The organism is Terrabacter sp. 2TAF16 (assembly GCF_052115065.1).
Classification (GTDB): Bacteria; Actinomycetota; Actinomycetes; order Actinomycetales; family Dermatophilaceae; genus Terrabacter.
The window spans coordinates 302,651-327,605 of record NZ_JBFRFZ010000007.1 but is presented as its reverse complement, the minus strand read 5'-3'; the positions used below and the strand labels follow the sequence as shown (position 1 = coordinate 327,605).

The window sequence follows — 24,955 nt, the reverse complement described above, 5'->3', positions numbered from 1 at the left end:
GTTGAATACGCAATGCCCAAGCACACCTCCTCCGGCGCGCCCAAGAAGGCCCGCTGGTCCACCGAGAAGAAGGCCGCCGCGACCAAGAAGCCGCACCGCGGACAGGGTGGACAGAAGTCCTCCGGTTCCTTCTCCGGGCCCAGGACCTCCCGCCCGGCATCGTCGGGCTCCTCGCACGTCGGTGGCCGCGAGTGGCGAGCCCCGCGTGACGAGCACCGTTCCTCGGACCGCCGCGACGACCGCCGCGATGACCGCCGCGATGACCGCCGCGATTACCGTGGTGGCTACCAGCGCCGCGACGACCGTGGTTTCCAGCGTCGCGAGGACCGCCCGAGCTTCGAGCGTCGCGACGAGCGTGGCGGATACCAGCGTCGTGACGACCGCCCGAGCTTCGAGCGTCGCGACGAGCGTGGCGGATACCAGCGTCGTGACGACCGCCCGAGCTTCGAGCGTCGCGACGACCGTGGCGGTTACCAGCGTCGTGACGACCGTGGTGACCGCGGTTTCCAGCGTCGCGAGGACCGTCCGTCGTTCGACCGTCCCCGTGGCGACCGCGACGACCGTGGCGGTTACCAGCGTCGTGACGACCGTGGTTTCCAGCGTCGCGAGGACCGTCCGTCGTTCGACCGTCCCCGTGGCGACCGCGACGACCGTGGCGGTTACCAGCGTCGTGACGACCGCGGTGACCGCGGCTTCCAGCGTCGCGAGGACCGCCCGTCGTTCGACCGGCCCCGTGGCGACCGCGACGACCGTGGCGGTTACCAGCGCCGTGAGGACCGCCCGTCGTTCGAGCGCCGCGATGACCGTGGTGGCGACCGTGGTGGCTTCCAGCGCCGCGAGGACCGCCCGCGCTTCGAGCGCCGCGACGACCGTGGCGCCGACCGCTTCGCCGACCGTTCCGCCGACCGGGCTCCCGTGAGCTTCGACGACGCCGAGGCCGAGCGCATGGACGCCGACACCTGGACCAAGTCGACCCGCGCGGACGTGTCCGACGGACCCGTCGACGTCGCCGCCGACAACGGCTTCGCCGCTCTCGGCCTGCCCGAGCGGCTCGTCGAGCGCCTCGCCCGGGAGGGCATCACCTCGCCGTTCCCGATCCAGACCGCGACGATCCCCGACGCGCTGGCCGGCAAGGACGTCCTCGGCCGCGGCCAGACCGGCTCGGGCAAGACCCTTGCCTTCGGCCTGCCGCTCATCGCCCGGCTGCTCGAGGCCGACCTCAAGCGTCGCCCGCGCAAGCCGCACGCCCTCATCCTGACGCCGACGCGCGAGCTCGCGATGCAGATCTCCGACGCGCTCGAGCCGCTCGTGCACGTCGCCGGCCTGCGCCACAAGCTCGTCGCCGGTGGCCTCAGCTACACGACGCAGATCAACGCGCTCAACAAGGGCGTCGACATCCTCATCGCGACGCCGGGCCGTCTCAACGACCTGCTCGAGCGTGGCGCCGTCGAGATGGACGACATCGCGATCACCGTGCTCGACGAGGCCGACCACATGGCCGAGATGGGCTTCATGGCCGAGATCACGACGAGCCTCGACAAGATCCCGTCCGACGGCCAGCGCCTCCTCTTCTCGGCGACGCTCGACCGCGGCATCGACGCGCTCGTCGAGAAGTACCTCACCGACCCGGTGACGCACTCGACGAACGACGCCACCGCGTCGGTCGAGGGCATGGACCACCACGTCCTGCTCATCGACCCGCAGCACAAGAAGGTCATCACGGCCGAGGTCGCCAACCGCGAGGGCCGCACCGTCGTGTTCTGTCGCACCAAGCTCGGCGCCGACCGCATCGCGCTCCAGCTGCGCGAGCAGGGTGTCATGGCGGCCGCGCTCCACGGTGGCCTCAACCAGGGCCAGCGCAACCGCGTGCTCGGCGCGTTCCGTGACGGCACCCTCCCGGTGCTCGTCGCGACCGACGTCGCGGCCCGCGGCATCCACGTCGACGACGTCTCGGTCGTCCTGCAGGTCGACCCGCCGGCCGACCACAAGGACTACCTCCACCGCTCCGGTCGTACGGCTCGCGCCGGCGACAAGGGCACCGTCGTGACCCTCGCCCTGCCGCACCAGCGTCGGACGATGGAGCGTCAGCTCAAGGACGCCGGTCTCGAGATCTCGCCCGTGCGGGCCACGCCCGGCGACGCGATCATCGCGGCGACCGGTGCGACGACCCCGAGCGGTGTCGCGATCGCCGAGGACGAGTTCCAGCGCCTCATCGCCGGTCCCAAGGCGCACCGTCGTGGGCCGGCCGGGCCGCGCGGTCCGCGCCAGGTCCAGCGCAGCGGCTCGCGTCCGCAGCACGGTGGCGGTCGTTCCGAGGACCGTCGAGGCCGTCGCACCGACCGCGGTGACGGTCTCGTGTCCCGCTGGGGCGACGACGACCGCCGTGGTCAGCGGGGCGCGCGCTTCTGAGCAGTCGCCGGTGTGGAAGGCTGGGCCCGTGAGCTCGACGTTCCACACCGGCCGCCTCCTCGTGGCGACGCCGTCCGTCGGGGGTGACGTGTTCCATCGGTCCGTCATCCTCATGCTCCACCACGACGACGGCGGCGCCCAGGGCGTCGTGCTCAACAAGCCCCTGTCGGCCGAGGTGGACTCGGTGCTGCCGGGCTGGCAGCGTGTCGTGACCGCCCCGCACGTCCTCTTCCAGGGCGGGCCGGTGTCGACGTCGTCGGCGCTGGGGCTCGTCACGGTGCCGGGCGACGAGCCGGAGCCGCTCGGGGTCAAGCGCCTCTTCGGCTCGATCGGCCTCGTCGACCTCGACGTGCCGACCCCTGTCGTCGCGGCCGAGCTGGCGGGGCTGCGGATCTTCGCCGGCTACTCCGGGTGGGAGTCCGGCCAGCTCGAGAACGAGGTGGTGCGCGGCGACTGGTACGTCGTCGACGCGGAGGTGCGCGACGCCTTCACGCCGCGGCCGGAGGGGCTGTGGCGTGAGGTGCTCCGACGCCAGCGCGACAGCCTTGCGTACGTCGCGAACTTCCCCGACGACCCGTCGATGAACTGACGTGGCCGCCACGGGGCCCGTGCGGCCCGACACCGAGGAGCATCCCGGGATGCCGAGGTCGACCAGGCGAGTTGCCTTCGTCGACAGCGGTCTCGGGCTCCTCGGGTACGCCGACGCCCTCCACGCGCTGCGGCCCGACCTCGGGCTCGTGCTGTCGCTCGACCCGGACAACATGCCCTACGGCCCGCGCACGCCCGCCGAGGTCCAGCGACTGATCCTCGCCTCGGCGCGCGCCACCCTTCCCCACGAGCCGGCCGCGATCGTCGTCGCGTGCAACACCGCCTCGGTGCACGGGCTCGGCGCCCTCCGCGCCGAGCTCGAGCCGGCCGTCCCCGTCATCGGCACGGTGCCGGCCATCCGCCCGGCGGCCGCCGGGGGAGGGCCGGTCGCCGTGTGGGCCACGGCTGCCACGACGTCGAGCGACTACCTCAGGGGCCTCGTCGACGCCTTCGCCGCCGACGTCGAGACGTATGCCGTCGCAGCCCTGGGACTCGCCGAGGCCATCGAGTCCGGTGACCCCGACGCGGTCGACGCCTGCATCGCGTATGCCGCGTCGCAGACCCCCGCGGGCGTGCGTTCGCTCGTCCTCGGGTGCACCCACTACGGGCTCGTCGTCGACCGGATCGTCGCGGCCCTCGGGGACGGCGTGACGATCCACGACTCTCCCGTCGCGGTGGCCCGCCAGACCCTGCGGCGCCTCGGCCTCGAGCCGGCGCCGGACGCCCCGGAGGCCGGCGTCGAGGCGGTGCTGCTGAGCGGCCGACCCGGTGCGCTCCCGGCGTCGTGGGGGGCTTATCCCGCGGGGGAGCGGCTCCTCCGGGGGGCGGCAGGGCGGCATACACTCTCGTCATGAGCACGATGCCTCCCGACCCGTTCGAGCCCGAGCCCGAGCCGCTGCGGCGCACGAGCACGGCCACGATCGAGCGTGAGGAGGTCCGCGAGGAGCTCCAGGAGCCCGGTGACCACGAGCGCTTCTCGCACTACGTGCGCAAGGAGAAGATCCTCGAGAGCGCGCTGTCGGGTGAGCCCGTCGTGGCCCTCTGCGGCAAGATCTGGGTCCCGGGCCGCGACCCCCAGAAGTTCCCGGTCTGCCCGGTCTGCAAGGAGATCTACGAAGGTCTTCGCGACCCCCAGGACGGCGGCGACGGCGACCAGGGCGGCGGCGGACAGTCCTGAGCGACGCGTCCGCGGGTGCCTGACCACACCGCCCGACCGAGGGGCTTTCCTTAAGGGTTCTTTACTCGCCCCGGCTCCGCCACTGACTGTCGCGTACCTACAGTCGCTGGGATCGTCGCCCGATCGGGTGTCGTGTCGGACGAGAAAGGTCACCCCATGAAGCTTCGCTCCCTGATGCTCGCGGCACCGCTCGCACTCGCCGCAGCGTCCCTAGGCGCGCCGGCGCAGGCCGCACCCGTGATGGAGGGGCACGGCAGCGCCGCGTGTCTCGACCCGGCGGCCGTGGGCGCGGTCGGAGCCCGTGGCACCCATGGCACCGCCAAGGACCCGCACGAGCTGACCGACGCACAGGTGCGCGCCAACGAGGCCGCCCTGACGAAGGCGCTCGAGGCCAAGGGCCTGACCCGGGACTCGTCGGGCAAGGTCGTCAGGGAGGGCCAGAAGGGCAAGCCGGGCACGGGCAGCACCTTCGCCCCCACGACGGTCAAGGTCTACTGGCACACCATCACCAACGGCACCCAGGGCGCCGTCAGCGGCAGCGCGATCAGCAGCCAGATCAGCGTCCTCAACAACGCCTACTCGGGGACCGGACTCAGCTTCAGCCTCGCCGGCTCCGACTCGACGAGCAACTCGTCCTGGTACACCGTGACGCCCGGCTCAGCGGCCGAGAAGAGCATGAAGACGACGCTCCGCAAGGGCACGATGGCCGACCTCAACCTCTACTCGGCCAACATCGGCCAGGGGCTGCTCGGCTGGGCGACCTTCCCGAAGAGCACGTACGACGCCATGGACGGCGTCGTCATCCTCACGGCCTCCCTGCCCGGCGGCAGCGCGACGAACTACAACCAGGGCGACACGGCCACCCACGAGGTCGGCCACTGGGTCGGGCTCTACCACACCTTCCAGGGCGGCTGTAACGGCAACGGCGACTACGTCGGCGACACACCCGCCGAGGCCAGCGCCGCCTACGAGTGCCCGACCGGCCGCGACACGTGCACGAGCCCCGGCCTCGACCCGATCAAGAACTTCATGGACTACACGTACGACTCCTGCATGAACACCTTCACGGCGGGCCAGGTCTCGCGCATGCAGGCCCAGTGGACGGCGTACCGCGCCGGTCGGTGACCACCAGCGCGCCTGCTGCTCGACGTCGCGAAACCGACTGAGCGGCATACCATCCAGGCCGAGGCCCCGCCCGCAAGGCGGGGCCTCGGCATGTCGTCCTCGGGGATTCGTTACGGTGGCCTCTCTATGAGTTCAGGGGCCGCCTTCCACCTCCCACCCGCCTTCCCAGAGCGGGCTGCGTGGGGTACCGCCAGCAAGCTGCGAGCGTGGCAGCAGGAGGCCCTCGACCTCTATCTCGGCAAGGCGCCGCGTGACTTCCTCGCGGTCGCCACACCGGGCGCCGGCAAGACGACGTACGCCCTGCGCGTGGCCACCGAGCTGCTGAGCGCTGGCATCGTCTCGCGCGTCACCGTCGTGGCCCCCACCGAGCACCTCAAGACCCAGTGGGCCGACGCCGCCGCACGCGTCGGCATCAGTCTCGACCCGAAGTTCAGCAACAGCATCGGCCGGCACAGCGACGACTACCACGGTGTAGCCGTGACCTACGCGCAGGTCGCCTCGCGCCCGTCGCTGCACCGCGAGCTGACGACGTCACGCTCGACCCTCGTCATCCTCGACGAGGTGCACCACGGCGGTGACGCGAAGAGCTGGGGCGACGGCATCCGCGAGGCCTTCGAGCCCGCGACCCGTCGGCTCTCGCTGACCGGCACGCCCTTCCGCTCCGACACCTCGCCGATCCCGTTCGTCACGTACGAGCTCGACGCCGAGGGCACCCTCGTCAGCTCGAGCGACTACACCTACGGCTACGCCGAGGCACTGCGCGACGGCGTCGTGCGACCCGTCCTCTTCATGGCCTACGGCGGCAGCATGCGCTGGCGCACCAAGGCGGGCGACGAGCTCGAGGCGCGCCTCGGCGAGCCGATGACGAAGGACTTCGTCGCCCACGCGTGGCGCACGGCGCTCGACCCCAAGGGCGAGTGGATCCCCGCCGTCCTCGCCGCTGCCGACCGCCGCCTCACCGAGGTGCGCCGTCACGTCGAGGACGCCGGTGGCCTCGTCATCGCGTCCAACCAGACCCAGGCGAGGGCGTATGCCGCCATCCTCCGCTCGCTGACCGGCGAGGCCCCGACGGTCGTCCTCTCCGACGACCTCGGCGCGAGCAAGCGCATCGAGGACTTCGGCGCGAGCGACGAACGCTGGATGGTGGCCGTCCGCATGGTGTCCGAGGGCGTCGACGTGCCGCGCCTCGCGGTCGGGGTCTACGCGACGTCCACCTCGACGCCGCTCTTCTTCGCCCAGGCCGTCGGACGATTCGTCCGCGCCCGCCGGCGGGGTGAGACCGCGTCGGTCTTCCTGCCCTCGGTGCCCGTGGTCCTCGACCACGCCGCGCGGCTCGAGGAGCAGCGCGACCACGCCCTCGACCGCAAGCCCAACCCCGACGACATCGGCCAGATGTGGGCCGAGGAGCAGAGCCTGCTCGACGAGGCCAACCGCGCCGACAGGGCGAGCGGGGCCCTCGACGAGGGCGCCTTCGAGGCGCTCGAGTCCGACGCCCACTTCGACCACGTGCTCTTCGACAAGCAGCAGTGGGGCATGCACGCCCAGATCGGGTCGGAGGACGAGGAGGAGTACCTCGGCCTGCCGGGCCTGCTCGAGCCCGACCAGGTGTCGGCGCTGCTCCGCGAGCGGCAGAGCCGTCAGGTCAAGAAGGCCCCCCAGGGCGCCACCGCCCCCATGCCCGTCGCCGCCCACCGGGCCCTCGCTGCACAGCGCAAGGAGCTCAACACGCTCGTCTCGACGTACGCCCGTCAGAAGGGGCTGCCGCACGCCAACGTCCACATGGACCTCCGGCGTGTCTGTGGCGGACCCGACCTCGCGGCCGCCTCGACCGAGCAGGTCACCGAGCGCATCGACAAGATCCGGCTCTGGCTCGTCGGCCGACGCTGAGGGTTCACGAAACCGACCGGTGCTGTCGGCCTATGGGCGGAAGTGTCCGGCTATGGTCGTGCACTGCGCCTCGGGGGCGAGCCGCGCACCGTGTACCGGGACTGCTCCGATCGAGCACCTGACAGCGAAGGACGACATGAGCACCGACCCCACCCCTGACCTCCTCGGATCCTCCACCACCCGTCGCCAGCTGCTGGCCCTCGCTGCCGTCGGCGGCGCGGGCCTCGCGGCCGTGCGTTCGGCCGCGCCCGCCGAGGCCGCTGCCGCGCCCGGCGCGGGCACCAACGGCGAGGTCGTCCGGCTGACCGTGCTCGGCACGACCGACCTGCACGGCAACGTCTACAACTGGGACTACTTCAAGAACGCCGAGTACACCGACGCCAAGGCCAACGACATCGGCGTGGCCAAGGCCTCCTCGATCATCAAGGCGATCCGGGCCGAGGTCGGCGCAGAGCGCACCCTGACGATCGACGCCGGCGACACGATCCAGGGCACGCCGCTCGCGTACTACTACGCCAAGATCGACCCCATCACCGGCGGTTCGACGCACCCCATGGCCGCGGCGATGAACCAGGTCGGCTACGCCGCCGCCGCGCTCGGCAACCACGAGTACAACTACGGACTCGACACGTTGCGCGCCTTCGAGAAGCAGCTGAACTTCCCGCTCCTGTCGGCCAACTCCGTCGACTGGAACACCGGTGCCCCGGTCTTCAAGCCGTGGGTCATCAAGACGGTCAAGCTGCCCGACACCAAGGCGATCAAGGTCGGCATCCTCGGCCTCGTGACGCCCGGCGTCGCGATCTGGGACAAGGCCAACGTCGAGGGCAAGGTGAAGTTCCCCGGCATCATCGAGCAGGCGAAGGTCATGGTGCCCCGCCTCAAGGCCGCCGGGGCCGACGTCGTCATCGTCGCGTGCCACTCCGGCGACAGCGGCAAGTCGTCGTGGGGCGACGCGCTGCCCTACGTCGAGAACGCGAGCGCGCTGCTCGCCGAGCAGGTCCCCGGCATCGACGCCGTCCTCGTCGGCCACGCCCACCTCGAGATCCCGCAGCGCTACGTCACGAACGCGCAGACCGGCAAGAAGGTCCTCCTCTCCGAGCCCTACTACTGGGGCATGCGCGTGACGCGGATGTCGATCGACGTCCAGAAGGTGCGCGGCCAGTGGCAGGTCGTCCACTCCGAGGCGACGCTCTACAACTCCAACGTCGCGCCCGAGGACCCCGCCGTGACCGGCGCCGTCGCAGCCGCCCACCAGAAGGTGCTGACCTACGTCAACGGCGTCATCGGCACGTGCACGCAGGCCATGTCGGCGTCGACGTCGCGCTACGAGGACACCGCCGCGATCGACTTCATCAACTACGTCCAGGCCGACGCGGTCAAGAAGGCGCTCGCGGGCACGCCCGAGGCGTCCCTGCCGGTGCTGTCGATCGCCGCGCCGTTCAACAAGCTCGCCGCGATCCCGGCCGGCGACGTGACGATCCGCGACGTGGCAGGCCTCTACATCTACGACAACACCCTCCTCGGCATCGTCCTCACCGGAGCCCAGGTCAAGGCGTACCTCGAGAAGAGCGCGGAGTACTTCAAGCCCTGCACGACGACGGGCCCGGTCGCCGCCGACACGATCACCAACGCCAACGCGACCCCCGACTACAACTACGACGTCATGGGTGGGCTCGACGCCGACCTCACCTACGACATCGACCTCGCCAAGGCGGTCGGCTCGCGGATCGTGAACCTCGCGTATGCCGGCAGCCCGGTGGCGCCGGACGCGCGCTTCGTCGTCGCGATCAACAACTACCGCCAGTCGGGAGGCGGCAACTTCCCGGGCGTCGTGGCCGCCCCGGTCGTCTACAACCGTCAGATCGAGATCCGCCAGCTGCTCATCGACTGGGCGACCGCCAACAAGGTCATCGACCCGGCGGCCTTCTCGAGCATCGACTGGAAGCTCGTCACCAACGGGAGCCCGATCACCGTCACGCCCTGACGTCGCGGGCCCGGCCGGGATGTCCCGGCCGGGCCGGTGCCGTCGGCGGTCATCCGGTGGAGGCCGGACCGATGGGCCGGTTGGATGAGCGGCTGCGTGCGTTCGAGGAGCTCGTGGACGAGGCGGTCGACGCCGACGTGACCGGCTGGGGGTTCGGCTGCGGCGGACCTGGGACGAGATCGCGCGGGTGCTCGTCGACGGCGGCACCTACCTCGCCCAGCACGTCGGCCCGGCCTCGGCGTTCGAGCTCATCGAGCAGTTCCTCGGCCCGCTCCCGCGGGAGCGGCTGGGTCGCGACCCGGAGGCCGAGGCCCGGGAGGCCCGCGCGGCGGGCCTCGACGTCGTCGACCTGCAGACCGCGCGGTGCCGGATGGAGCTGTACGACGTGGGTGCCGTCGTGTGGCTCTTCGCCCACTCGACGCGACACCTCGTCGAGGCGCGCCGCCGCTGACCCGTGCCGGCGGCTGCTCCGGCGGCCGCTCGGGGGGCGTCCCGCCGCCTGGGAGTTCAGCGGGACGCCCCGTCCCGGCCGACCGGTTGGTGGGACGTCGGCACGGCAGAGGCGTACCCGCCGGGACAGGGGAGCACCGACGGGTACGCATCTCCATTCTCGCGGATCGAGGGTCGCCGCGTGCACGGTTTCGACGGGATCACGTCATGATCTGGGCGCTCGATCGTCTACCAGTCGACGGGACACGACCCCTGTGCCGTCCGGGGCCTCGGGCCGCCCGTGGAGGAGCGCCCGAGGCCCTGCTCCGTCGCGTCAGGCGCCGACGAGGACCTGGTAGCCCCAGGCCGGCAGGGTGTACTGCTGGCCCTGCGCCAGCTCGAGGGTCTCGCCGCTGAAGGCGTCGCGCCACGAGCCCGCCTGCGGGCCGTCGCCGAGCGTCACGGTCCGGTCCTCGTCGCTGAAGTTGAACGCCCCGAAGACCCGGTCGTCGCCGACGGCTCGCACGAAGCTCAGCACTGCCGCCTCGGCCGAGTTGGGGACGCGCACCATGCGCCCGCCCGCGGCGCCGTTCCACAGCGCGGGGTGCGCCTTCTTGAGGGCGAAGAGCTGCCGGTAGAGCTCGCCCTGCGCGTCCTCGCGCCACTCGATCTCGTCCTTGTCGAAGAAGATGAGCCGCTTGTCGCTGCCCGCCTCCTGCCCGTTGTAGACGAGCGGCATGCCCTCGCTGACGACGGACAGGACGATCGCCGGAAGGAGGGCGTCGCCGAACTGCTCGTACTCGGTGCCTTCCCACGCGTTCTTGTCGTGGTTGCTGACGAAGAGCATCCGGTAGGCGTCGCGCTGGTAGAAGCGGTCGTTCCACGCGTAGTAGACCTTGAGGGCCTCGACGTCGGCCTTGCCGTGGGCGATCTTGTGGAGCGTCTCGTTCCAGCTCCAGCCGTACGTCATGTCGAAGGCGCGAACGTGCAGGTCGCGCGACTCCCACTCGGCGAGCATGAAGACCGGCTTGATCTCGTCGAGCTCGCGGCGGACGTTGTCCCAGAAGTCGACGGGCACGAATCCGGCCACGTCGCAACGGAACCCGTCGACATCGACATCTCGGACCCAGAACTTCATCGCCTCGGTCATGTAGCGACGCAGGTCGGGGTTGTCGTAGTCGAGGTCGATGATGTCGTCCCAGTCCCACCAGGGCGTGGGGCGCAGATCGCCCTTCCAGTCACGGGCGTACCAGTCGGGGTGCTCCTCGACGAGCGGGTTGTCCCACGCGGTGTGGTTGGCGACCCAGTCGAGGATGACGCGCAGACCGAGACCGTGGGCCGTGTCGACGAAGTGACGCAGGTCCTCCAGCGTGCCGAACTCCGGGTTGACGCCGAGGTAGTCCTGGACGGCGTACGGGCTGCCGAGCACGCCCTTGCGGTTCAGCTCCCCGATCGGGTGCACCGGCATGAGCCACACGATGTCGATGCCGAGGTCGCGGATGCGGGGCAGGTGCGCCTCGGCGGCCCGGAACGTGCCCTCGGGCGTGAGGTGGCGCTGGTTGATCTGGTAGATCGTCGCGCTGCGGCTCCACTCCGGGTGGGTCAGCTCGACGTCGGGCCGCGGTGCGTAGGGGTTGGCGGTCACGGGTGGCTCCTGGTCCGGCTCGGTGGGATGAGTGGTGCGGTGGGGCGTTCCGGTGCTGCAGGCGGTGCGAGCGTCGCACGTCAGGACGACGTGTCGAGGAGGTGCTCGACGAGCGGGATCGTGCGGTGGTCGAGGCGCGTGGCGAGCGAGATGACGGTCGAGGCCCGCGTCACGTGCGCGTCGTCGACGACGCGGTCGATGACCCGTTGGAGGTCGGCGTTGTCGCGACCGACGATGCGGATGAGCACGTCACCGGAGCCGGTGATCGTGTGCGCCTCGAGAACCTCTGGGATGGCGGCGAGGTGGTCGACGACGGGGGAGTGCCCACCGCGACCCTGCCGGATCTCGAGGGTGCAGAACGCCGTCACCGGGTAGCCGATGGCGGCCGGGTCGACGTCCGGTGCCATCGAGCGGAGCACGCCGGTGCGCTGCAGCCGGTCCAGCCGGGCCTGTACGGTGCCGCGGGCCACGCCCAGCCGGCGAGAGGCGCCGAGCACGCCGATGCCCGGCTCGGTGAGCAGCAGGAGCAGGATGCGGCAGTCGAGCGCGTCGACCGGTGCGCGCGCCGACGGTCCGGCTGCTGAGGTCATGGACAGAGTGTCCATCACCACACGGCATACGGGCAACACTTTGTGCACTGTGCTCAGCGGCGAAGGCTGCTGTTGCACACCTCGATGCTCTCGGTCACTCTCGCTCCATGACCGACACGATGCCGTCTCCGGCCGCCGACCTCACCGACCAGGAGCGCGAGGCCGACCTCGACCTCGACCAGCTCAAGCAGCTCGTCGGTCTCGTCGAGTACGACGAGAACACCGATGTCTTCCCCGTCACCGGATGGGACGCGATCGTCTTCGTCGCCGGCAACGCCACGCAGAGCGCGCACTACTACCAGAGCGCCTGGGGCATGGAGCTCGTCGCCTACTCGGGGCCCGAGAACGGCAACCGCGACCACAAGGCGTTCGTCCTCAAGAGCGGCTCGATCCGCTTCGTCATCAAGGGCGCCGTCGACCCTGACAGCCCCCTCGCCGACCACCACCGCCGCCACGGCGACGGCGTCGTCGACATCGCTCTCGAGGTGCCCGACGTCGACAAGTGCGTCGCCCAGGCCGTCAAGGCCGGTGCGACGGTCCTCGAGGAGCCCACCGACCACACCGACGAGCACGGCACGGTGCGCACCGCCGCCATCGCGACCTACGGCGAGACCCGCCACACCCTCGTCCAGCGCGCCGTGAACGGGCAGAGGTATGCCGGCCCGTACCTTCCCGGCTACGTCCCGACCGCGTCGTCGATCGTCCGCCGCGAGGGCCAGCCCAAGCGTCTCTTCCAGGCCCTCGACCACATCGTCGGCAATGTCGAGCTCGGCCACATGGACGAATGGGTCTCCTTCTACAACCGCGTCATGGGCTTCGTGAACATGGCCGAGTTCATCGGTGACGACATCGCCACCGACTACTCCGCGCTCATGAGCAAGGTCGTCGCCAACGGCAACCACCGCGTCAAGTTCCCGCTCAACGAGCCGGCCATCGCGAAGAAGAAGAGCCAGATCGACGAGTACCTCGAGTTCTACCGCGGCGCCGGCGCGCAGCACCTCGCCGTCGCTACGAACGACATCCTCGCCTCGGTGGATGCCCTGCGCGCCAACGGTGTCGAGTTCCTCGACACCCCTGACTCGTACTACGAGGACGCCGAGCTGCGCGAGCGCATCGGCAACGTCCGGGTGCCGATCGAGGAGCTGCAGAAGCGCAAGATCCTCGTCGACCGCGACGAGGACGGCTACCTCCTGCAGATCTTCACCAAGCCGCTCGGCGACCGCCCGACGGTCTTCTTCGAGCTCATCGAGCGGCACGGTTCGCTCGGGTTCGGCAAGGGCAACTTCAAGGCGCTCTTCGAGGCCATCGAGCGCGAGCAGGACAAGCGCGGCAACCTCTGAGTCGCACCGACGTGACCCTCGGCCCCGGTCCGGTCCCTGCCTTCGGGCGGGAACGGGCCGGGGCCGAGGCGCACCCGCCACCAGTCGGGGCGCCGCTGGTCTGGGAACGCCGATGCCGTGGCACAGTTGGGGCATGAGCCAGCAGCCCTCCGGGTGGTACGACGACCCCAGCAACACCGACATGCTCCGTTACTGGGACGGCGTGTCGTGGACCAACCACACCGCCCCGAAGAAGTCGCCGACCATCGCGCAGAGCACCATCGGCCTGCCGCACCAGAGCCCGCAGAGCCCGCAGGGACAGGTCCCGCCGGACCGCACCGGCGTCCCGACGCCGACGACACCGATGCCGCAGGGCAGCGGCTGGCAGACCCAGTCACCGGCGCAGCAGAGCTACTACCAGCAGGCCCCCGCCAACACGCAGTGGATGCACAACATCAAGACGACCGCCGACGGGGTGCCCCTCGCCCCGTGGGGCAAGCGTTTTGCGGCGTGGGTCGTCGACGGGCTCATCCTCGCCGTCGTCGGCGGGATCATCTCGTGGTTCGCGACGCCTCGACTGTCCGAGCTCTTCTCCCAGATGGTGACGGCCGCCCAGGCCGGCGACCAGGCGCGCCTCGTCGAGATCCAGAACGAGCTCACCGGACCCGCAGTGCAGTTCTCGCTCTTCCTGTGGCTCGTGGCGACGGCCTATTGCCTCGTGTTCTGGACGACGATCGCGCAGACGCCGGGCAAGATGGCGCTCGGCATCAGCGTCCGCCGTGCCGCCGAGCCCGGCCCGCTGCCCCTCGGTACCGCCGTCATGCGTCGGCTCGTCCCGCTGGCCGGTCAGTTCGTCCCGTTCCTGTCCCTGCTCGACGGCCTCTGGCCGCTGTGGGACGACAAGCGCCAGGCACTGCACGACAAGGTCGCGAGCACCCAGGTCGTCGAGGGGAAGCAGCCGCGCAAGCAGGGCTGACGCCCTGACGGCTCGGCCGGCGGCGTAACTCCCTTGCGCCGTCGTCGGTGGTCGGCGCGACAATGGAAACTGCGCGGGTAGTCCCGCGCCCACGGCGCCGATGCCGTCGCGCACCCCTCGTCCCCCGGAGTCATCGTGTCTGCTCCCAGCGCCACCAGCCAGCCCAGCTACCCCGACAAGATCGATGGGCCGGTCCTCAAGATCGCCGGCGTCGTCGTGCTCGGGGCGATCATGTCGATCCTCGACATCACCGTCGTCAACATCGCCCTGCCGACCTTCCAGACGGTCTTCGCCGAGAGCCCCGAGCAGCCGTTGCCCTACTCCACCGTCGCGTGGACGGTGACGGCCTACACCCTCGCACTCGCGACGGTCATCCCGCTCACGGGCTGGGCCGCCGACCGGTTCGGCACGAAGCGGCTCTACGTCCTCGCCGTCGCGCTCTTCACCTCCGGCTCGGCCCTGTGTGCCACCGCCGGGTCGATCGAGTTCCTCATCGGCTTCCGCGTGCTGCAGGGACTCGGCGGGGGCATGCTCATGCCACTCGGCATGACGATCATGACGCGCGCCGCCGGTCCGGCCCGGATGGGCCGGCTGATGGCGATCCTCGGTGTCCCGATGCTGCTCGGCCCGATCTTCGGACCCATTCTCGGAGGCTGGCTCATCGAGGTCGCGAGCTGGCACTGGATCTTCCTCATCAACGTGCCGATCGGCATCGTCGCCGTGCTCTACGCCCTGTGGGCCCTCCCCTCCGACGCGCCTGAGCCGTCCGAGTCCTTCGACGTCGTCGGCATGCTGCTCATGTCGCCCGGCCTGGCGCTCTTCCTCTACGGCATCAGCTCGATCCCCGGCGAGGGCACGATCATCTCCACGAAGGTGCTCGTCCCGCTCTGCATCGGGCTCGTCATGCTCGTCACCTTCGTCTTCTACAGCTTCCGGCCCGAGCACCCGCTGCTCGACCTGCGGCTCTTCCGCAACCGCCGCCTCAGCGTCGCGACGATCACGATGTTCCTCTTCGCCGCGGCCTTCTTCGGTGGCCTGCTGCTCGTGCCGACCTACCTCCAGCAGGTGCGGGGACTCGACACGCTCCACGCGGCGTTCCTCATGGTGCCCCAGGGCCTCGGCGCGATGGTGACGATGCCGATCGCCGGCGCCCTCTCGGACCGCATCCCGGTGGGCCGCATCGTGCCCTTCGGGCTGCTGGCCATCACGGGCGGGATGTTCGCGCTGACACAGGTGGGTGTCGACACCCCGTACTGGGGCTTCATGGTCCCGGTGCTCTTCGTCATGGGTCTCGGCATGGGCGGCACGATGATGCCGCTCATGACCTCGGCGCTCAAGACCCTGCAGAGCCACCAGGTCGCTCGCGGCTCGACGCTGCTCAACATCACCCAGCAGATCGCGAGCTCGGTCGGTGTCGCCGTCATCTCCGTGGTCTTCACGAACTACCTCAGTGCCTCGGCGCTGGCCGGCCCGGCCATCGCGGCGCTGCACGACCCGACCCTCGTCGACGACGTCGGCGGGCCGGCCGCGGTGCAACAGGGCCTGGCCGAGGCCGCCGACGCGTTCGGCGCCACCTTCCTCGTCGCTGCGATCCTCGTGGCGCTGACGCTGATCCCGGCGTCGTTCCTGCCCCGCAAGCACGAGGAGTCGCACTTCCTCGACGACCAGGCCGAGGCGGCGCCGGTCGTCATCCACTGAGGCCGGCCCCCAGAGCCCTCAGCGGGCGGGTCGTATGGTGCCGGTGACCTCGCCGAGGCCGATGCGCGAGCCGTCCGGTCCCGGCGCCCAGGCCGTCATGGTGACCGTGTCGCCGTCCTCGAGGAAGCCGCGGGTCGTGCCGTCGGCGAGCATCAGCGGCTCCGTGCCGTTCCACGTCAGCTCGAGCAGGCTGCCCCGGGTGTCGCGCGACGGGCCGCTGATCGTGCCCGAGCCGAAGAGGTCGCCGTCACGCAGGGAGGCGCCGTTGACGGTGAGGTGCGCGAGCATCTGTGCCGGCGACCAGTACATCCCGGCGTGCTCGGGGCGCGAGACGAGCGTGCCGTTGAGGCTGACCTCGACGTGCACGTCGAGACCGAAGGCGTCACCGCGCAGATACGGCAGCACCTCCGGATCCGACTGTCCCGGAAGAGGAACGCGGGCCGCGGTCAACGCCTCGATCGGGGTGACCCACGCCGAGACCGACGTGGCGAAGGACTTGCCGAGGAACGGGCCCAGCGGGACGTACTCCCAGGCCTGGATGTCGCGAGCGCTCCAGTCGTTGAGGACGACCACGCCGAAGAGGTGGTCGGGCGCGTCGTCGACCGAGACCCGTGACCCGAGAGTGGTCGCGCCGCCGACGACGTAGCCGAGCTCCGCCTCGATGTCGAGGCGGATGCTCGGGCCGAAGACGGGCGCGGGGTCGTTCGGGCCCTTGCGTTGGCCCGTCGGGCGGACGACGTCGGTGCCCGACACGACGACGGTGCCGGCGCGGCCGTGGTAGCCGATGGGCAGGTGCTTCCAGTTGGGTGGGAGCGCGGCGTTGTCCGGGCGGAAGATCTGGCCGACGTTGCTCGCGTGGTCCTCGCTCGCATAGAAGTCGACGTAGTCGGCGACCTCGACGGGCAGGTGGAGCGTGACCTCCTCCACGGGGTGCAGGTGCGGCGAGACGCCGTCGCGGTGCACCTCGTCGCGGAGCACATCGGTCAGCCACTCCCGGGCGACGGTCCACGCCGGGCGGCCGAGGGCGAGGAAGGCGTTGAGGCTCGGCGTCTGCCAGGCCGTCGCGAGATCGGGTCCGTCACCCACGAGCCCGGCATCGCGGCCGATCGCCGCCACGGCTCCGGCATCGAGCACGAGGTCACCGATGCGCACCCCGACGCGCCGGTCCGGGTCGCCGGCCGTGCTGAAGACGCCGTAGGGGAGGGTGTCGATGCCGAACGGGTGGTCGGCGGGGACGTCGAGCCAGGTGCTCGGCCGGGTGGACGGCGTCATGCGTGGGACTCCTCGGTGGTGATCAGCCCGAGTGCCTCGAGCTCGGTCAGGGGGTCGAGCACGCCGCAGCAGCCGTAGGCGGTGAAGCTCTCGCGGACCTGCTCAGCGTCCCCCGTGGACAGGCTCGAGACAGCGGTGACGAGCACCTCGGCGTGGTGACGAGCGAGGATGCCGGCCAGGTCGTGCGCCTCGGCACCGCCCAGCGCCTCGTGCGTCGCGAGCAGGACGTTGAGCAGCCCGTGCATGGGCTCGCCGCCGTGGCTGCCCCGGACCGAGTGGTGCAGGCCTCCGGTCAGCTTGAACGGGAGGCCGTGCAGCACGACGGCATCGAGGAAGCCGCCGAGCGTCGCCTCGTCGGGCCACGGCCACGTCGGGGTCGACCCGGTGCGGAACTTGGCCGTCACGTCGTGCTGCTCGTCGACGGCGGCAGCGATGTCGTCGAGGCCGCGAGCCTGGTCGTCCCCGAGGCCCACCTCGACGACGACAGGGATCCCGGCGTCGAGGACCTGCCGCCACTCGGGTGACCAGCCGAGCTCAGCCGCCGTGACGAGCACCCGCTCGTCGTCGCGCAGCGAGGTGAGGGCGTCGACGAGGGGCCGCGCCGGGCTGCCGGGGCGCACGACGAGGCTGACCTCGAGCGGTGCCTGGGCGGTGCGCGGGTCCGTGGCGGCAAAGGCTGCGAGCTCGCCCGCCGACGCGGCGGGGACGAGCAGCGGCCCGATGTGGACGGCATACGGACCCGTGCGTCGGTCGAGGTGCTCGCGCACGGCCACGTCGAGCGGGGCCAGCCCTGGCGGGAAGACCGCGGCGTCGTCGACGAGGCGGTCGAAGAGGGGCGCGAACGGCGTCCTTGACATGACCGGGAGCGTACTCCACTGTTGGAATAGCGATACACAAGCGTCCGCTCATCGGACGCGCTCGACGGAGAGGCCCTCGCCCATGGCGCACTACCAGTCGGTCGGCAGCATCCCGCCCAAGCGGCACACCCAGCACCGCCGGCCCGGCACGGGGAGCGCCCCGGGCGAGCTCTACTATGAGGAGCTGATGGGCGAAGAGGGCTTCAGCTCCGACAGCTCGCTGCTCTACCACCGCAACATCCCGTCGACGACGGTCGGCTCCGCCGTCTGGGAGGTGCCTGACCAGTCGACGACGCCGAACCACCCGCTGACACCTCGGCACCTCAAGCTCCATGACCTCTTCGACGCCGCGTCCGTCGAGGGCACCGACGTCGTCACGGGTCGCCGCCTCGTCCTCGGCAACGGCGACGTGCGCATCTCGTATGCCGTCGCCGGCGCGCCGAGCCCGTGGTACCGCAACGGGATCGGCGACGAGTGCGTCTACGTCGAGCGCGGCCGGGCTCGCGTCGAGACGGTCTTCGGCGCCTTCGACGTCGCCGAGGGCGACTACGTCATCATCCCCAGGGCGACGACGCACCGATGGCTCCCCGAGGTCTCCGGCGACGAGCCGCTGCGGGCGTACTGCATCGAGGCGAACAGCCACATCGCGCCGCCCAAGCGCTACCTCAGCAAGTACGGCCAGCTCCTCGAGCACGCCCCCTACTGCGAGCGCGACCTGCGCCAGCCCGAGGGTCCGCTCCTCGCCGAGGACGTCGGCGCGAGCCCCGACGAGGAGACCGACGTCTACATCAAGCACCGCGGCAACGGCCCGGGTGGCGTCGTCGGCACGATCCACACGCTGCCCTTCCACCCGCTCGACGTCGTCGGCTGGGACGGCTGCCTCTACCCCTACGTCTTCAACGTGCGCGACTTCGAGCCGATCACCGGCCGCATCCACCAGCCGCCGCCCGTGCACCAGGTCTTCGAGGGCTGGAACTTCGTCATCTGCAACTTCGTGCCCCGCAAGGTCGACTACCACCCGCTCGCGATCCCCGTTCCCTACTACCACTCGAACGTCGACAGCGACGAGATCATGTTCTACGTCGACGGCGACTACGAGGCCCGCAAGGGATCGGGCATCGGCAAGGGGTCGGTCTCGGTGCACCCGGGCGGCCACCCGCACGGCCCGCAGCCCGGTGCGACCGAGGGCTCGATCGGCGTCGAGAGCTTCGACGAGCTCGCCGTCATGGTCGACACGTTCCGTCCGCTCGAGCTCGGCGAGGGCGGTGTGGCCGTCGACGACGGCCTCTACGCGATGTCGTGGTCCAAGGGGGCGGGCCGCGCGAGGACGCCCGGCGGCGCCCATTCCGAGGGCTGACCGCGTGCCCGGTCCGGCCGTCCCTCGAGGTGAGTCCTCCCAGACCCTCGACCGCGGCATCCGCGTCCTCGAGACGCTGGCGGGCACCGAGGGGTCGGCCGGTCTGACGATCACCGAGCTCGCGGCAGGCCTCGGCGTCGGACGGCCGGTCGTCTACCGCCTCGTGACGACGCTCGAGGACCACCACCTCGTCTCCCGGGCATCCGACGGGCGGGTGCGTCTCGCCCTGGGGATCAGTCGACTCGCCTCGGCCGTGACTCCCGTCGTGCGCAGCGAGGCCCGGCCCGTGCTGCGCGAGCTCGCCGACGCCGTGGGGGCGACGGCACACCTGACGATCGCCGAAGGGGACGAGGCCCTGGCTCTCGTCGTCGTCGAGCCGTCGTGGACCGACGTCCACGTCGCCTACCGCTCGGGCGCCCGGCACCGGCTCGACCAGGGCGCTGCGGGACGGGCGATCCTCGCGGGTCGGACGGGGGAGCGAGGTGTCGTCGGCACCGACGGGGAGCTGCAGGCGGGGGCGCACGGGCTCGCGGTGTCGCTGTCGACCCGCACCGACCCGGCCCCGGGTGGCGTCGAGGCCTCGGTCGGTGTCGTCTCGCTCGAGCCGCTCGACGTGCGCACCGTGGGTCCGCGGCTCGAGCACGCCGCCCGCGCCCTCCGAGCCGTCCTTCGCTGACCCCTCGCGCTCCTCCCGAAGAGTGAGTGCCCAACCGGGTCGAATGAGCGCGGATTCCCTTGCAACCCAACGTAGATGGGACGATGCACTCGCTCGAGCGGGGCGGGCGCAGTCAGCCGCCGACTCGTGGTGAGCCGAGCAGCCGGATGCCCTCCTCGCGCAGCTCTGCGAGCGCCGCGTCGGTCGTGGGCCGGGACACGCCCGCGGTGAGGTCGAGCAGCACCGTGGTCTCGAAGCCCTCACGCTGCGCGTCGGCCGCGGTGGCCCGCACGCAGTGGTCGGTGGCGATGCCGACGACGTCGACGCGGGAGACGCCGCGCTCGGTGAGCCATGCGGCAAGGGTGCTGTGCTGGTCGTCGACCGACCGTCCCTCGAATCCACTGTAGGCAGCGGCATGCTCGCCCTTGCGGAAGACCGCCTCGACGTGACCCAGGGCGCCGGCGAGCCTCGGGTGGAACTCGGCACCCTCGCTGCCCGCGACGCAGTGCACCGGCCACGAGTCGACGAAGTCGGGGGTCGACGAGAAGTGCGGACCGGGGTCGACGTGCCAGTCGGCCGTCACGACGACGTGGTCGTAGTCCGCGGCGTGCCGGCCCACGTGCTCGCTCACCTCGCGGGCGACGTCGGCGCCGCCGGTGACGGCGAGGGACCCGCCCTCGCAGAAGTCGTTCTGGACGTCGACGATGATCAGCGCCCGTGCGCCGTCGGTGTGCGTGGGTCCGGCCATGGCTCAGTCCTTCTCGTAGACGGTGGGGATCACGGGCTCGCCTCGCGACAGCTGGGCCGCCGCTCGGGGCAGCTCCGCGCGCGAGGCCTCGTGGCGGGCGCGGGCCTCGTGGATGTCCTGGTGGTCGACGACCTCGCCGGCGCGGACGAGGTCGATCATGAGCCGGCGGTCGTTGCCGTCGTCGCGCGGCTGCTCACCGATGCCGATGACCTCGGCCTGCGCGATCCCGTCGTCGCGAAGGCGCCGCATGGCCCACTTGCGGCCCCCGACCGACGTCTTGTCCTTGCTCTTCTTCTCGACGCCCTGCATCTGCCCGGACGCGTCCTCGCGCTGGACGAGCTTGTAGACCATGGATGCCGTGGGGGCCCCGGAGCCGGTCACGAGGGCCGTGCCGACGCCGTAGCCGCTGACGGGTCCGGCAGCCAGGCCCGCGATGGCGTACTCGTCCAGGTCGGAGGTGACGATGATCCGGGTGTCGGTGTTGCCCGCCGCGTCGAGCTGGGCGCGCACCTCGGTGGCCAGGATGAGCAGGTCGCCCGAGTCGAGCCGGACTGCCCCCAGCTCGGGCCCGGCGATCTCCATGGCGAGGGCGACGGCCGTCCGGACGTCGTAGGTGTCGACGAGGAGGGTCGTGCCCTTGCCGAGCGACTCGACCTGCGCGGTGAAGGCCTCCTTCTCCGAGTCGTAGAGGAGGGTGAAGGCGTGCGCGGCCGTGCCCGTCGTGGGCACGCCGTAGCGACGCCCGGCCTCGAGGTTGCTCGTCGCGTCGAACCCGGCGACGTAGGCCGCGCGAGCGGCAGCGACGGCCGACTCCTCGTGGGTGCGTCGTGAGCCCATCTCGATGCAGGGCCTGCCCATCGCGGCGGTCGTCATGCGCGAGGCAGCGGAAGCGATCGCCGTGTCGTGGTTGAGGATCGAGAGCACGAGAGTCTCGAGGATGACGCCCTCGGCGAAGGTGGACTCGACGACGAGCACCGGTGACTGCGGGAAGTAGCACTCGCCCTCCGCGTAGCCGCTGACGTCCCCGGAGAAGCGGTAGTCGGCGAGCCAGTCGACGGTGGCCCGGTCGACGACCTTGCGGTCGGAGAGGAAGCGCAGCTCGTCGTCGCCGCAGCGGAACTGCTCGAGCGCCTCGAGCACCCGGCCCGTTCCCGCGATGACCCCGTAGCGGCGTCCGTCGGGCAGCCGGCGGGCGAACGCCTCGAAGACGCAGCGCCGGTGCGCCTCGCCCGAGGCGAGGGCGGCCTGGAGCATCGTCAGCTCGTAGTGGTCGGTCAGCAGCGCCGTGCTCGAGGCGCGAGGGCTCGTCGGGCTCACGTGCCCACCCTAGGTGTCGCGACCCTCGCGGACCGTCTGCCCCGCGCCCTCGGTGGACCTAGGGTGGCCCTGTGACCGCAGCCACCCTCTCCCTCGCTCCCGTCGAGCAGGAGGTGACCTCCACGGACGAGGTCGTCGCACCCGACGTGCCGTGGGTGACGATCGTCTGGAACGACCCCGTCAACCTCATGACGTACGTGACGTGGGTCTTCGAGACCTACTTCGGCTACGCCCGTCCGAAGGCGGAGAAGCTGATGATGGACGTGCACGTCAAGGGCCGCGCCGTCGTCTCCAACGGCCCCCGCGAGTCGATGGAGCGCGACGCGGAGGCGCTGCAGGGCTACGGCCTCTGGGCCACGTTCGAGAAGGACAGCTGATGGCCCGCGCCTTCTTGCGCGAGAAGGACCACTACGTCGCGCTCCTCGAGTCCGCCGAGCGCACGGTGCTCCTCGGCCTCATGCAGCAGACGCGCCTGCTGCTCTCGCCCGAGATCGAGCCGACCGGTGACGCGTTCGACGACCTCGTGGCGTCCATGGGCCTGTCGCTGAGCGCAGCCGACCAGCAGACCGACTCGGCGTCGCTCGACGACCGAGACCCGGCTCTCGACCGGCTCCTGCCGACGGCCCATCGCGGCGACGACGAGATCGCGGCCGAGTTCCGTCGCCTCACCGAGGAGGGCCTGCGCCAGCGCAAAAGCGGCAACCTCGACGTCGCGCTCGCGTGCGTCGACGGGGCCGTCGGCAACCGGGTCGTGCTCGACGAGTCGCAGGCGCCGGCCTTCCTCATGGCGCTCACCGACGTGCGCCTGCTGCTCGGGGAACGCATGGGCATGCGCACCGAGGAGGACGCCGAGGCGCTGCACGCCGCGATGGACGACATCGACGACGACGACCCGCTCGGCTACGCCATGGCGTGGTACGACTTCCTCACCTGGCTGCAGGAGACCCTTACCCACGCGCTCATGGGAACCGACCTGCGTGACGTCGTGGCGGCATACGACGACGACGTCGAGGACGACCTCGAGGAGGACGTCGACGACGACGAAGGCCGGCGCCCGGACGGCACGGTGTGACGCACGCGACGCCATGTCGCCGGGCCGGAGTCGGTGCCGGCACCTAGGCTCGTCACGTGGACGTCACGATCGTCGGGTGCTCGGGATCCTTCGCGGGTCCACGCTCGCCCGCCTCGTCCTACCTCGTCCGCACCGAGCACGAGGGTCGCACGTGGAGCATCGTGCTCGACCTCGGCAACGGCGCCCTCGGCGCCCTGCAGCGCCACATCGAGCCGTATGCGGTCGACGCGGTGCTGCTCAGCCACCTGCACGTCGACCACTGCATCGACATGTGCGGGCTCTACGTCATGATGCGCTACCTCCCCGGCGGACCCGGGCGCGCGACGATGCCGGTCTGGGGCCCCGCGGGCACCGGAGTGCACCTCGCCCGCGCCTACGGCGGTGGCGAGGCCGAGGGCGTCCTGTCCGTCTTCGACTTCCACGACCTGCGCCACCGCGAGCCGGTGACGGTCGGGCCGTTCACGATCACGCCGGTGCACGTCAACCACCCGGTCGAGGCCTATGGCTTCCGGGTCGAGGCCGACGGTCGTGTGCTCGCCTACACCGGCGACACCGACACGTGCGACCAGCTCGACGAGCTCATGACGGGTGCCGACCTCGTGCTCGCCGACTCGGCCTTCGTCGAGGGCCGCGACACGGTGCCCGACATCCACCTCTCGGGTCGGCGCGCCGCCGAGGCGGCCGTCCGGGCCGGGGGAGTGCGTCGCCTCATGCTGACCCACATCCCGGCCTGGAACGACGCCGAGGTGTGTCGGGCGGAGGCTGCCGCGGTGTGGCCGGGCTGCGTCGAGCTCGCCGAGCCGGACGCCACCTACCGCCTCTGACCGTTCCGGTTGCGGGTGACGGCCCCCGAAGCCGGGTATGGACCGTGACGGTGCGTCGCGCGCCCGGCAGTCGCCGGACGTCCGCCGACGACCGGAACGACCGAACCAAGGAGGCACCGTTGCAGCAGCGAACCATCGGATCGAGGAAGGTCAGCGCGATCGGTCTCGGCGGCATGCCGATGTCCATCGAGGGGCGGCCCGACGAGGACCGCTCGATCCGGACCATCCACGCCGCGCTCGACGCCGGCGTGACCCTCATCGACACGGCCGACGCCTACCACCGTGACGCCGGCGAGGTGGGCCACAACGAGTCCCTCATCGCCAAGGCGCTCTCGTCGTGGTCCGGCAGTGCGGCTGACGTCCTCGTTGCCACGAAGGGCGGCCACCTGCGCCCGGGGGACGGGTCCTGGACCCAGAACGGGCGCCCCGACCACCTCAAGGAGGCCGCCAAGGCCTCGCTCCAGCGGCTCGGCGGCGACGCCATCGGGCTCTACCAGTTCCACCGGCCCGACCCCGACGTGCCGTATGCCGAGTCCGTCGGTGCGCTCGTGGACCTGCTCGATGAGGGCGTCATCGAGATGGCCGGCATCTCCAACGCCGACCCGGCCCAGATCCGCGAGGCGCAGGACGTGCTCGGCGGCCGCCTCGTGTCGGTGCAGAACCAGTTCTCGCCGGCCTTCCGCAGCAGCCGCGCGGAGCTCGACCTGTGCGCCGAGCTCGGCATCGCCTTCCTGCCGTGGAGCCCGCTGGGCGGCATCAGCAGGGCTGGTGACCTCGGTAGCCGGCACGACGCGTTCGCGGAGGTGGCGAAGGCCCACGACGTGAGCCCGCAGCGGGTGGCCCTCGCATGGGAGCTGGCGCTCGCGCCGACCGTCGTGCCCATCCCGGGCGCCTCCCGTCCGGAGAGCATCCAGGACTCGGTGCAGGCCGTCGACCTCGAGCTGTCGGCCGACGAGGTCGAGCGACTCTCGGCCGAGACGCTCGACTGATCAGCCCGTCATCGCGCCGCGGGGACGGGTCCTTACG

At 71.1% G+C, this 24,955-nt stretch carries 23 protein-coding genes; 17 read left to right on the top strand and 6 right to left on the bottom strand.

Going from position 1 to position 24,955, the window contains the following annotated elements:
* Positions 1 to 12 precede the first annotated feature (12 nt).
* From AB4Z14_RS13555 to AB4Z14_RS13520, 8 genes are all read left to right on the top strand, one after another.
* Positions 13 to 2,409: a DEAD/DEAH box helicase gene (locus tag AB4Z14_RS13555; protein WP_442275632.1), complete on the top strand. Its 2,397-nt coding sequence runs from the start codon at positions 13 to 15 to the stop codon at positions 2,407 to 2,409.
* A 28-nt stretch (positions 2,410 to 2,437) separates the two neighbouring features.
* Positions 2,438 to 2,998, top strand: coding sequence for a YqgE/AlgH family protein (locus AB4Z14_RS13550; protein ID WP_442275631.1), 561 nt, complete (start codon positions 2,438 to 2,440; stop codon positions 2,996 to 2,998).
* A gap of 49 nt (positions 2,999 to 3,047) precedes the next feature.
* On the top strand, positions 3,048 to 3,851 hold the full coding sequence (locus tag AB4Z14_RS13545; protein ID WP_442275630.1) for a glutamate racemase: 804 nt from the start codon (positions 3,048 to 3,050) through the stop codon (positions 3,849 to 3,851).
* Complete coding sequence (locus tag AB4Z14_RS13540) at positions 3,848 to 4,174, top strand: DUF3039 domain-containing protein (RefSeq protein ID WP_056775799.1); 327 nt, start codon at positions 3,848 to 3,850, stop codon at positions 4,172 to 4,174. The genes AB4Z14_RS13545 and AB4Z14_RS13540 overlap by 4 nt, the downstream gene beginning before the upstream one ends.
* Before the next feature lie 156 nt (positions 4,175 to 4,330).
* Positions 4,331 to 5,299: a zinc metalloprotease gene (locus tag AB4Z14_RS13535; protein WP_442275629.1), complete on the top strand. Its 969-nt coding sequence runs from the start codon at positions 4,331 to 4,333 to the stop codon at positions 5,297 to 5,299.
* Between the two features lie 126 nt (positions 5,300 to 5,425).
* Positions 5,426 to 7,186 (top strand): DEAD/DEAH box helicase, encoded by a 1,761-nt coding sequence (locus AB4Z14_RS13530; protein WP_442275628.1) that lies wholly within the window; start codon positions 5,426 to 5,428, stop codon positions 7,184 to 7,186.
* Positions 7,187 to 7,322: 136 nt separating this feature from the next.
* Positions 7,323 to 9,170: a bifunctional metallophosphatase/5'-nucleotidase gene (locus tag AB4Z14_RS13525; RefSeq protein WP_442275627.1), complete on the top strand. Its 1,848-nt coding sequence runs from the start codon at positions 7,323 to 7,325 to the stop codon at positions 9,168 to 9,170.
* A 187-nt stretch (positions 9,171 to 9,357) separates the two neighbouring features.
* Entirely contained in the window at positions 9,358 to 9,621 is a 264-nt protein-coding gene (locus tag AB4Z14_RS13520; protein WP_442275626.1) for a hypothetical protein, read from the top strand.
* A gap of 312 nt (positions 9,622 to 9,933) precedes the next feature.
* Here the strand turns inward: AB4Z14_RS13520 and AB4Z14_RS13515 are convergent, their stop codons facing one another.
* Both AB4Z14_RS13515 and AB4Z14_RS13510 read right to left on the bottom strand, forming a co-directional pair.
* Positions 9,934 to 11,244 (bottom strand): alpha-amylase family glycosyl hydrolase, encoded by a 1,311-nt coding sequence (locus AB4Z14_RS13515; RefSeq protein ID WP_442275625.1) that lies wholly within the window; start codon positions 11,242 to 11,244, stop codon positions 9,934 to 9,936.
* Positions 11,245 to 11,324: 80 nt separating this feature from the next.
* The gene (locus AB4Z14_RS13510; RefSeq protein ID WP_442275624.1) at positions 11,325 to 11,834 is read right to left on the bottom strand and encodes an Lrp/AsnC family transcriptional regulator; all 510 of its coding nucleotides are present in this window, start codon (positions 11,832 to 11,834) and stop codon (positions 11,325 to 11,327) included.
* Between the two features lie 107 nt (positions 11,835 to 11,941).
* On the opposite strand from AB4Z14_RS13510, the gene hppD reads away from it, so the two are divergent.
* From hppD to AB4Z14_RS13495, 3 genes are all read left to right on the top strand, one after another.
* Positions 11,942 to 13,174 (top strand): 4-hydroxyphenylpyruvate dioxygenase, encoded by a 1,233-nt coding sequence (gene hppD / locus AB4Z14_RS13505; RefSeq protein WP_056827128.1) that lies wholly within the window; start codon positions 11,942 to 11,944, stop codon positions 13,172 to 13,174.
* Between the two features lie 133 nt (positions 13,175 to 13,307).
* On the top strand, positions 13,308 to 14,129 hold the full coding sequence (locus AB4Z14_RS13500; protein ID WP_056827129.1) for an RDD family protein: 822 nt from the start codon (positions 13,308 to 13,310) through the stop codon (positions 14,127 to 14,129).
* Positions 14,130 to 14,264: 135 nt separating this feature from the next.
* Positions 14,265 to 15,827: a DHA2 family efflux MFS transporter permease subunit gene (locus AB4Z14_RS13495; RefSeq protein ID WP_442275623.1), complete on the top strand. Its 1,563-nt coding sequence runs from the start codon at positions 14,265 to 14,267 to the stop codon at positions 15,825 to 15,827.
* Between the two features lie 18 nt (positions 15,828 to 15,845).
* Here AB4Z14_RS13495 and fahA read toward each other — a convergent pair whose 3' ends face one another.
* Together fahA and AB4Z14_RS13485 are read right to left on the bottom strand one after the other, a co-directional pair.
* A complete protein-coding gene (gene fahA, locus AB4Z14_RS13490; RefSeq protein ID WP_442275622.1) occupies positions 15,846 to 17,099 on the bottom strand; it encodes a fumarylacetoacetase in 1,254 nt (417 codons plus the stop codon).
* Positions 17,096 to 17,956, bottom strand: coding sequence for a hypothetical protein (locus AB4Z14_RS13485; protein WP_442275621.1), 861 nt, complete (start codon positions 17,954 to 17,956; stop codon positions 17,096 to 17,098). The genes fahA and AB4Z14_RS13485 overlap by 4 nt, the downstream gene beginning before the upstream one ends.
* Before the next feature lie 82 nt (positions 17,957 to 18,038).
* On the opposite strand from AB4Z14_RS13485, the gene AB4Z14_RS13480 reads away from it, so the two are divergent.
* The gene (locus AB4Z14_RS13480; RefSeq protein WP_442275620.1) at positions 18,039 to 19,313 is read left to right on the top strand and encodes a homogentisate 1,2-dioxygenase; all 1,275 of its coding nucleotides are present in this window, start codon (positions 18,039 to 18,041) and stop codon (positions 19,311 to 19,313) included.
* Between the two features lie 4 nt (positions 19,314 to 19,317).
* Positions 19,318 to 19,989, top strand: a complete 672-nt coding sequence (locus tag AB4Z14_RS13475; RefSeq protein WP_442275619.1) for an IclR family transcriptional regulator — start codon at positions 19,318 to 19,320, stop codon at positions 19,987 to 19,989.
* A 112-nt stretch (positions 19,990 to 20,101) separates the two neighbouring features.
* Here the strand turns inward: AB4Z14_RS13475 and AB4Z14_RS13470 are convergent, their stop codons facing one another.
* Both AB4Z14_RS13470 and AB4Z14_RS13465 read right to left on the bottom strand, forming a co-directional pair.
* Positions 20,102 to 20,716: an isochorismatase family protein gene (locus AB4Z14_RS13470; RefSeq protein WP_442275618.1), complete on the bottom strand. Its 615-nt coding sequence runs from the start codon at positions 20,714 to 20,716 to the stop codon at positions 20,102 to 20,104.
* Between the two features lie 3 nt (positions 20,717 to 20,719).
* Complete coding sequence (locus AB4Z14_RS13465) at positions 20,720 to 22,033, bottom strand: nicotinate phosphoribosyltransferase (RefSeq protein ID WP_442275617.1); 1,314 nt, start codon at positions 22,031 to 22,033, stop codon at positions 20,720 to 20,722.
* A gap of 71 nt (positions 22,034 to 22,104) precedes the next feature.
* Between AB4Z14_RS13465 and clpS the strand changes: the two genes are divergently transcribed.
* The 4 genes from clpS (at position 22,105) to AB4Z14_RS13445 (ending at position 24,918) form a co-directional block, all read left to right on the top strand.
* Positions 22,105 to 22,410, top strand: a complete 306-nt coding sequence (gene clpS / locus AB4Z14_RS13460; protein ID WP_056759470.1) for an ATP-dependent Clp protease adapter ClpS — start codon at positions 22,105 to 22,107, stop codon at positions 22,408 to 22,410.
* Positions 22,410 to 23,105 (top strand): DUF2017 domain-containing protein, encoded by a 696-nt coding sequence (locus tag AB4Z14_RS13455; protein WP_442275616.1) that lies wholly within the window; start codon positions 22,410 to 22,412, stop codon positions 23,103 to 23,105. The genes clpS and AB4Z14_RS13455 overlap by 1 nt, the downstream gene beginning before the upstream one ends.
* Before the next feature lie 56 nt (positions 23,106 to 23,161).
* Positions 23,162 to 23,929: an MBL fold metallo-hydrolase gene (locus AB4Z14_RS13450; RefSeq protein ID WP_056775830.1), complete on the top strand. Its 768-nt coding sequence runs from the start codon at positions 23,162 to 23,164 to the stop codon at positions 23,927 to 23,929.
* Between the two features lie 119 nt (positions 23,930 to 24,048).
* A complete protein-coding gene (locus AB4Z14_RS13445) occupies positions 24,049 to 24,918 on the top strand; it encodes an aldo/keto reductase (protein ID WP_442275615.1) in 870 nt (289 codons plus the stop codon).
* Positions 24,919 to 24,955: the final 37 nt, after the last annotated feature.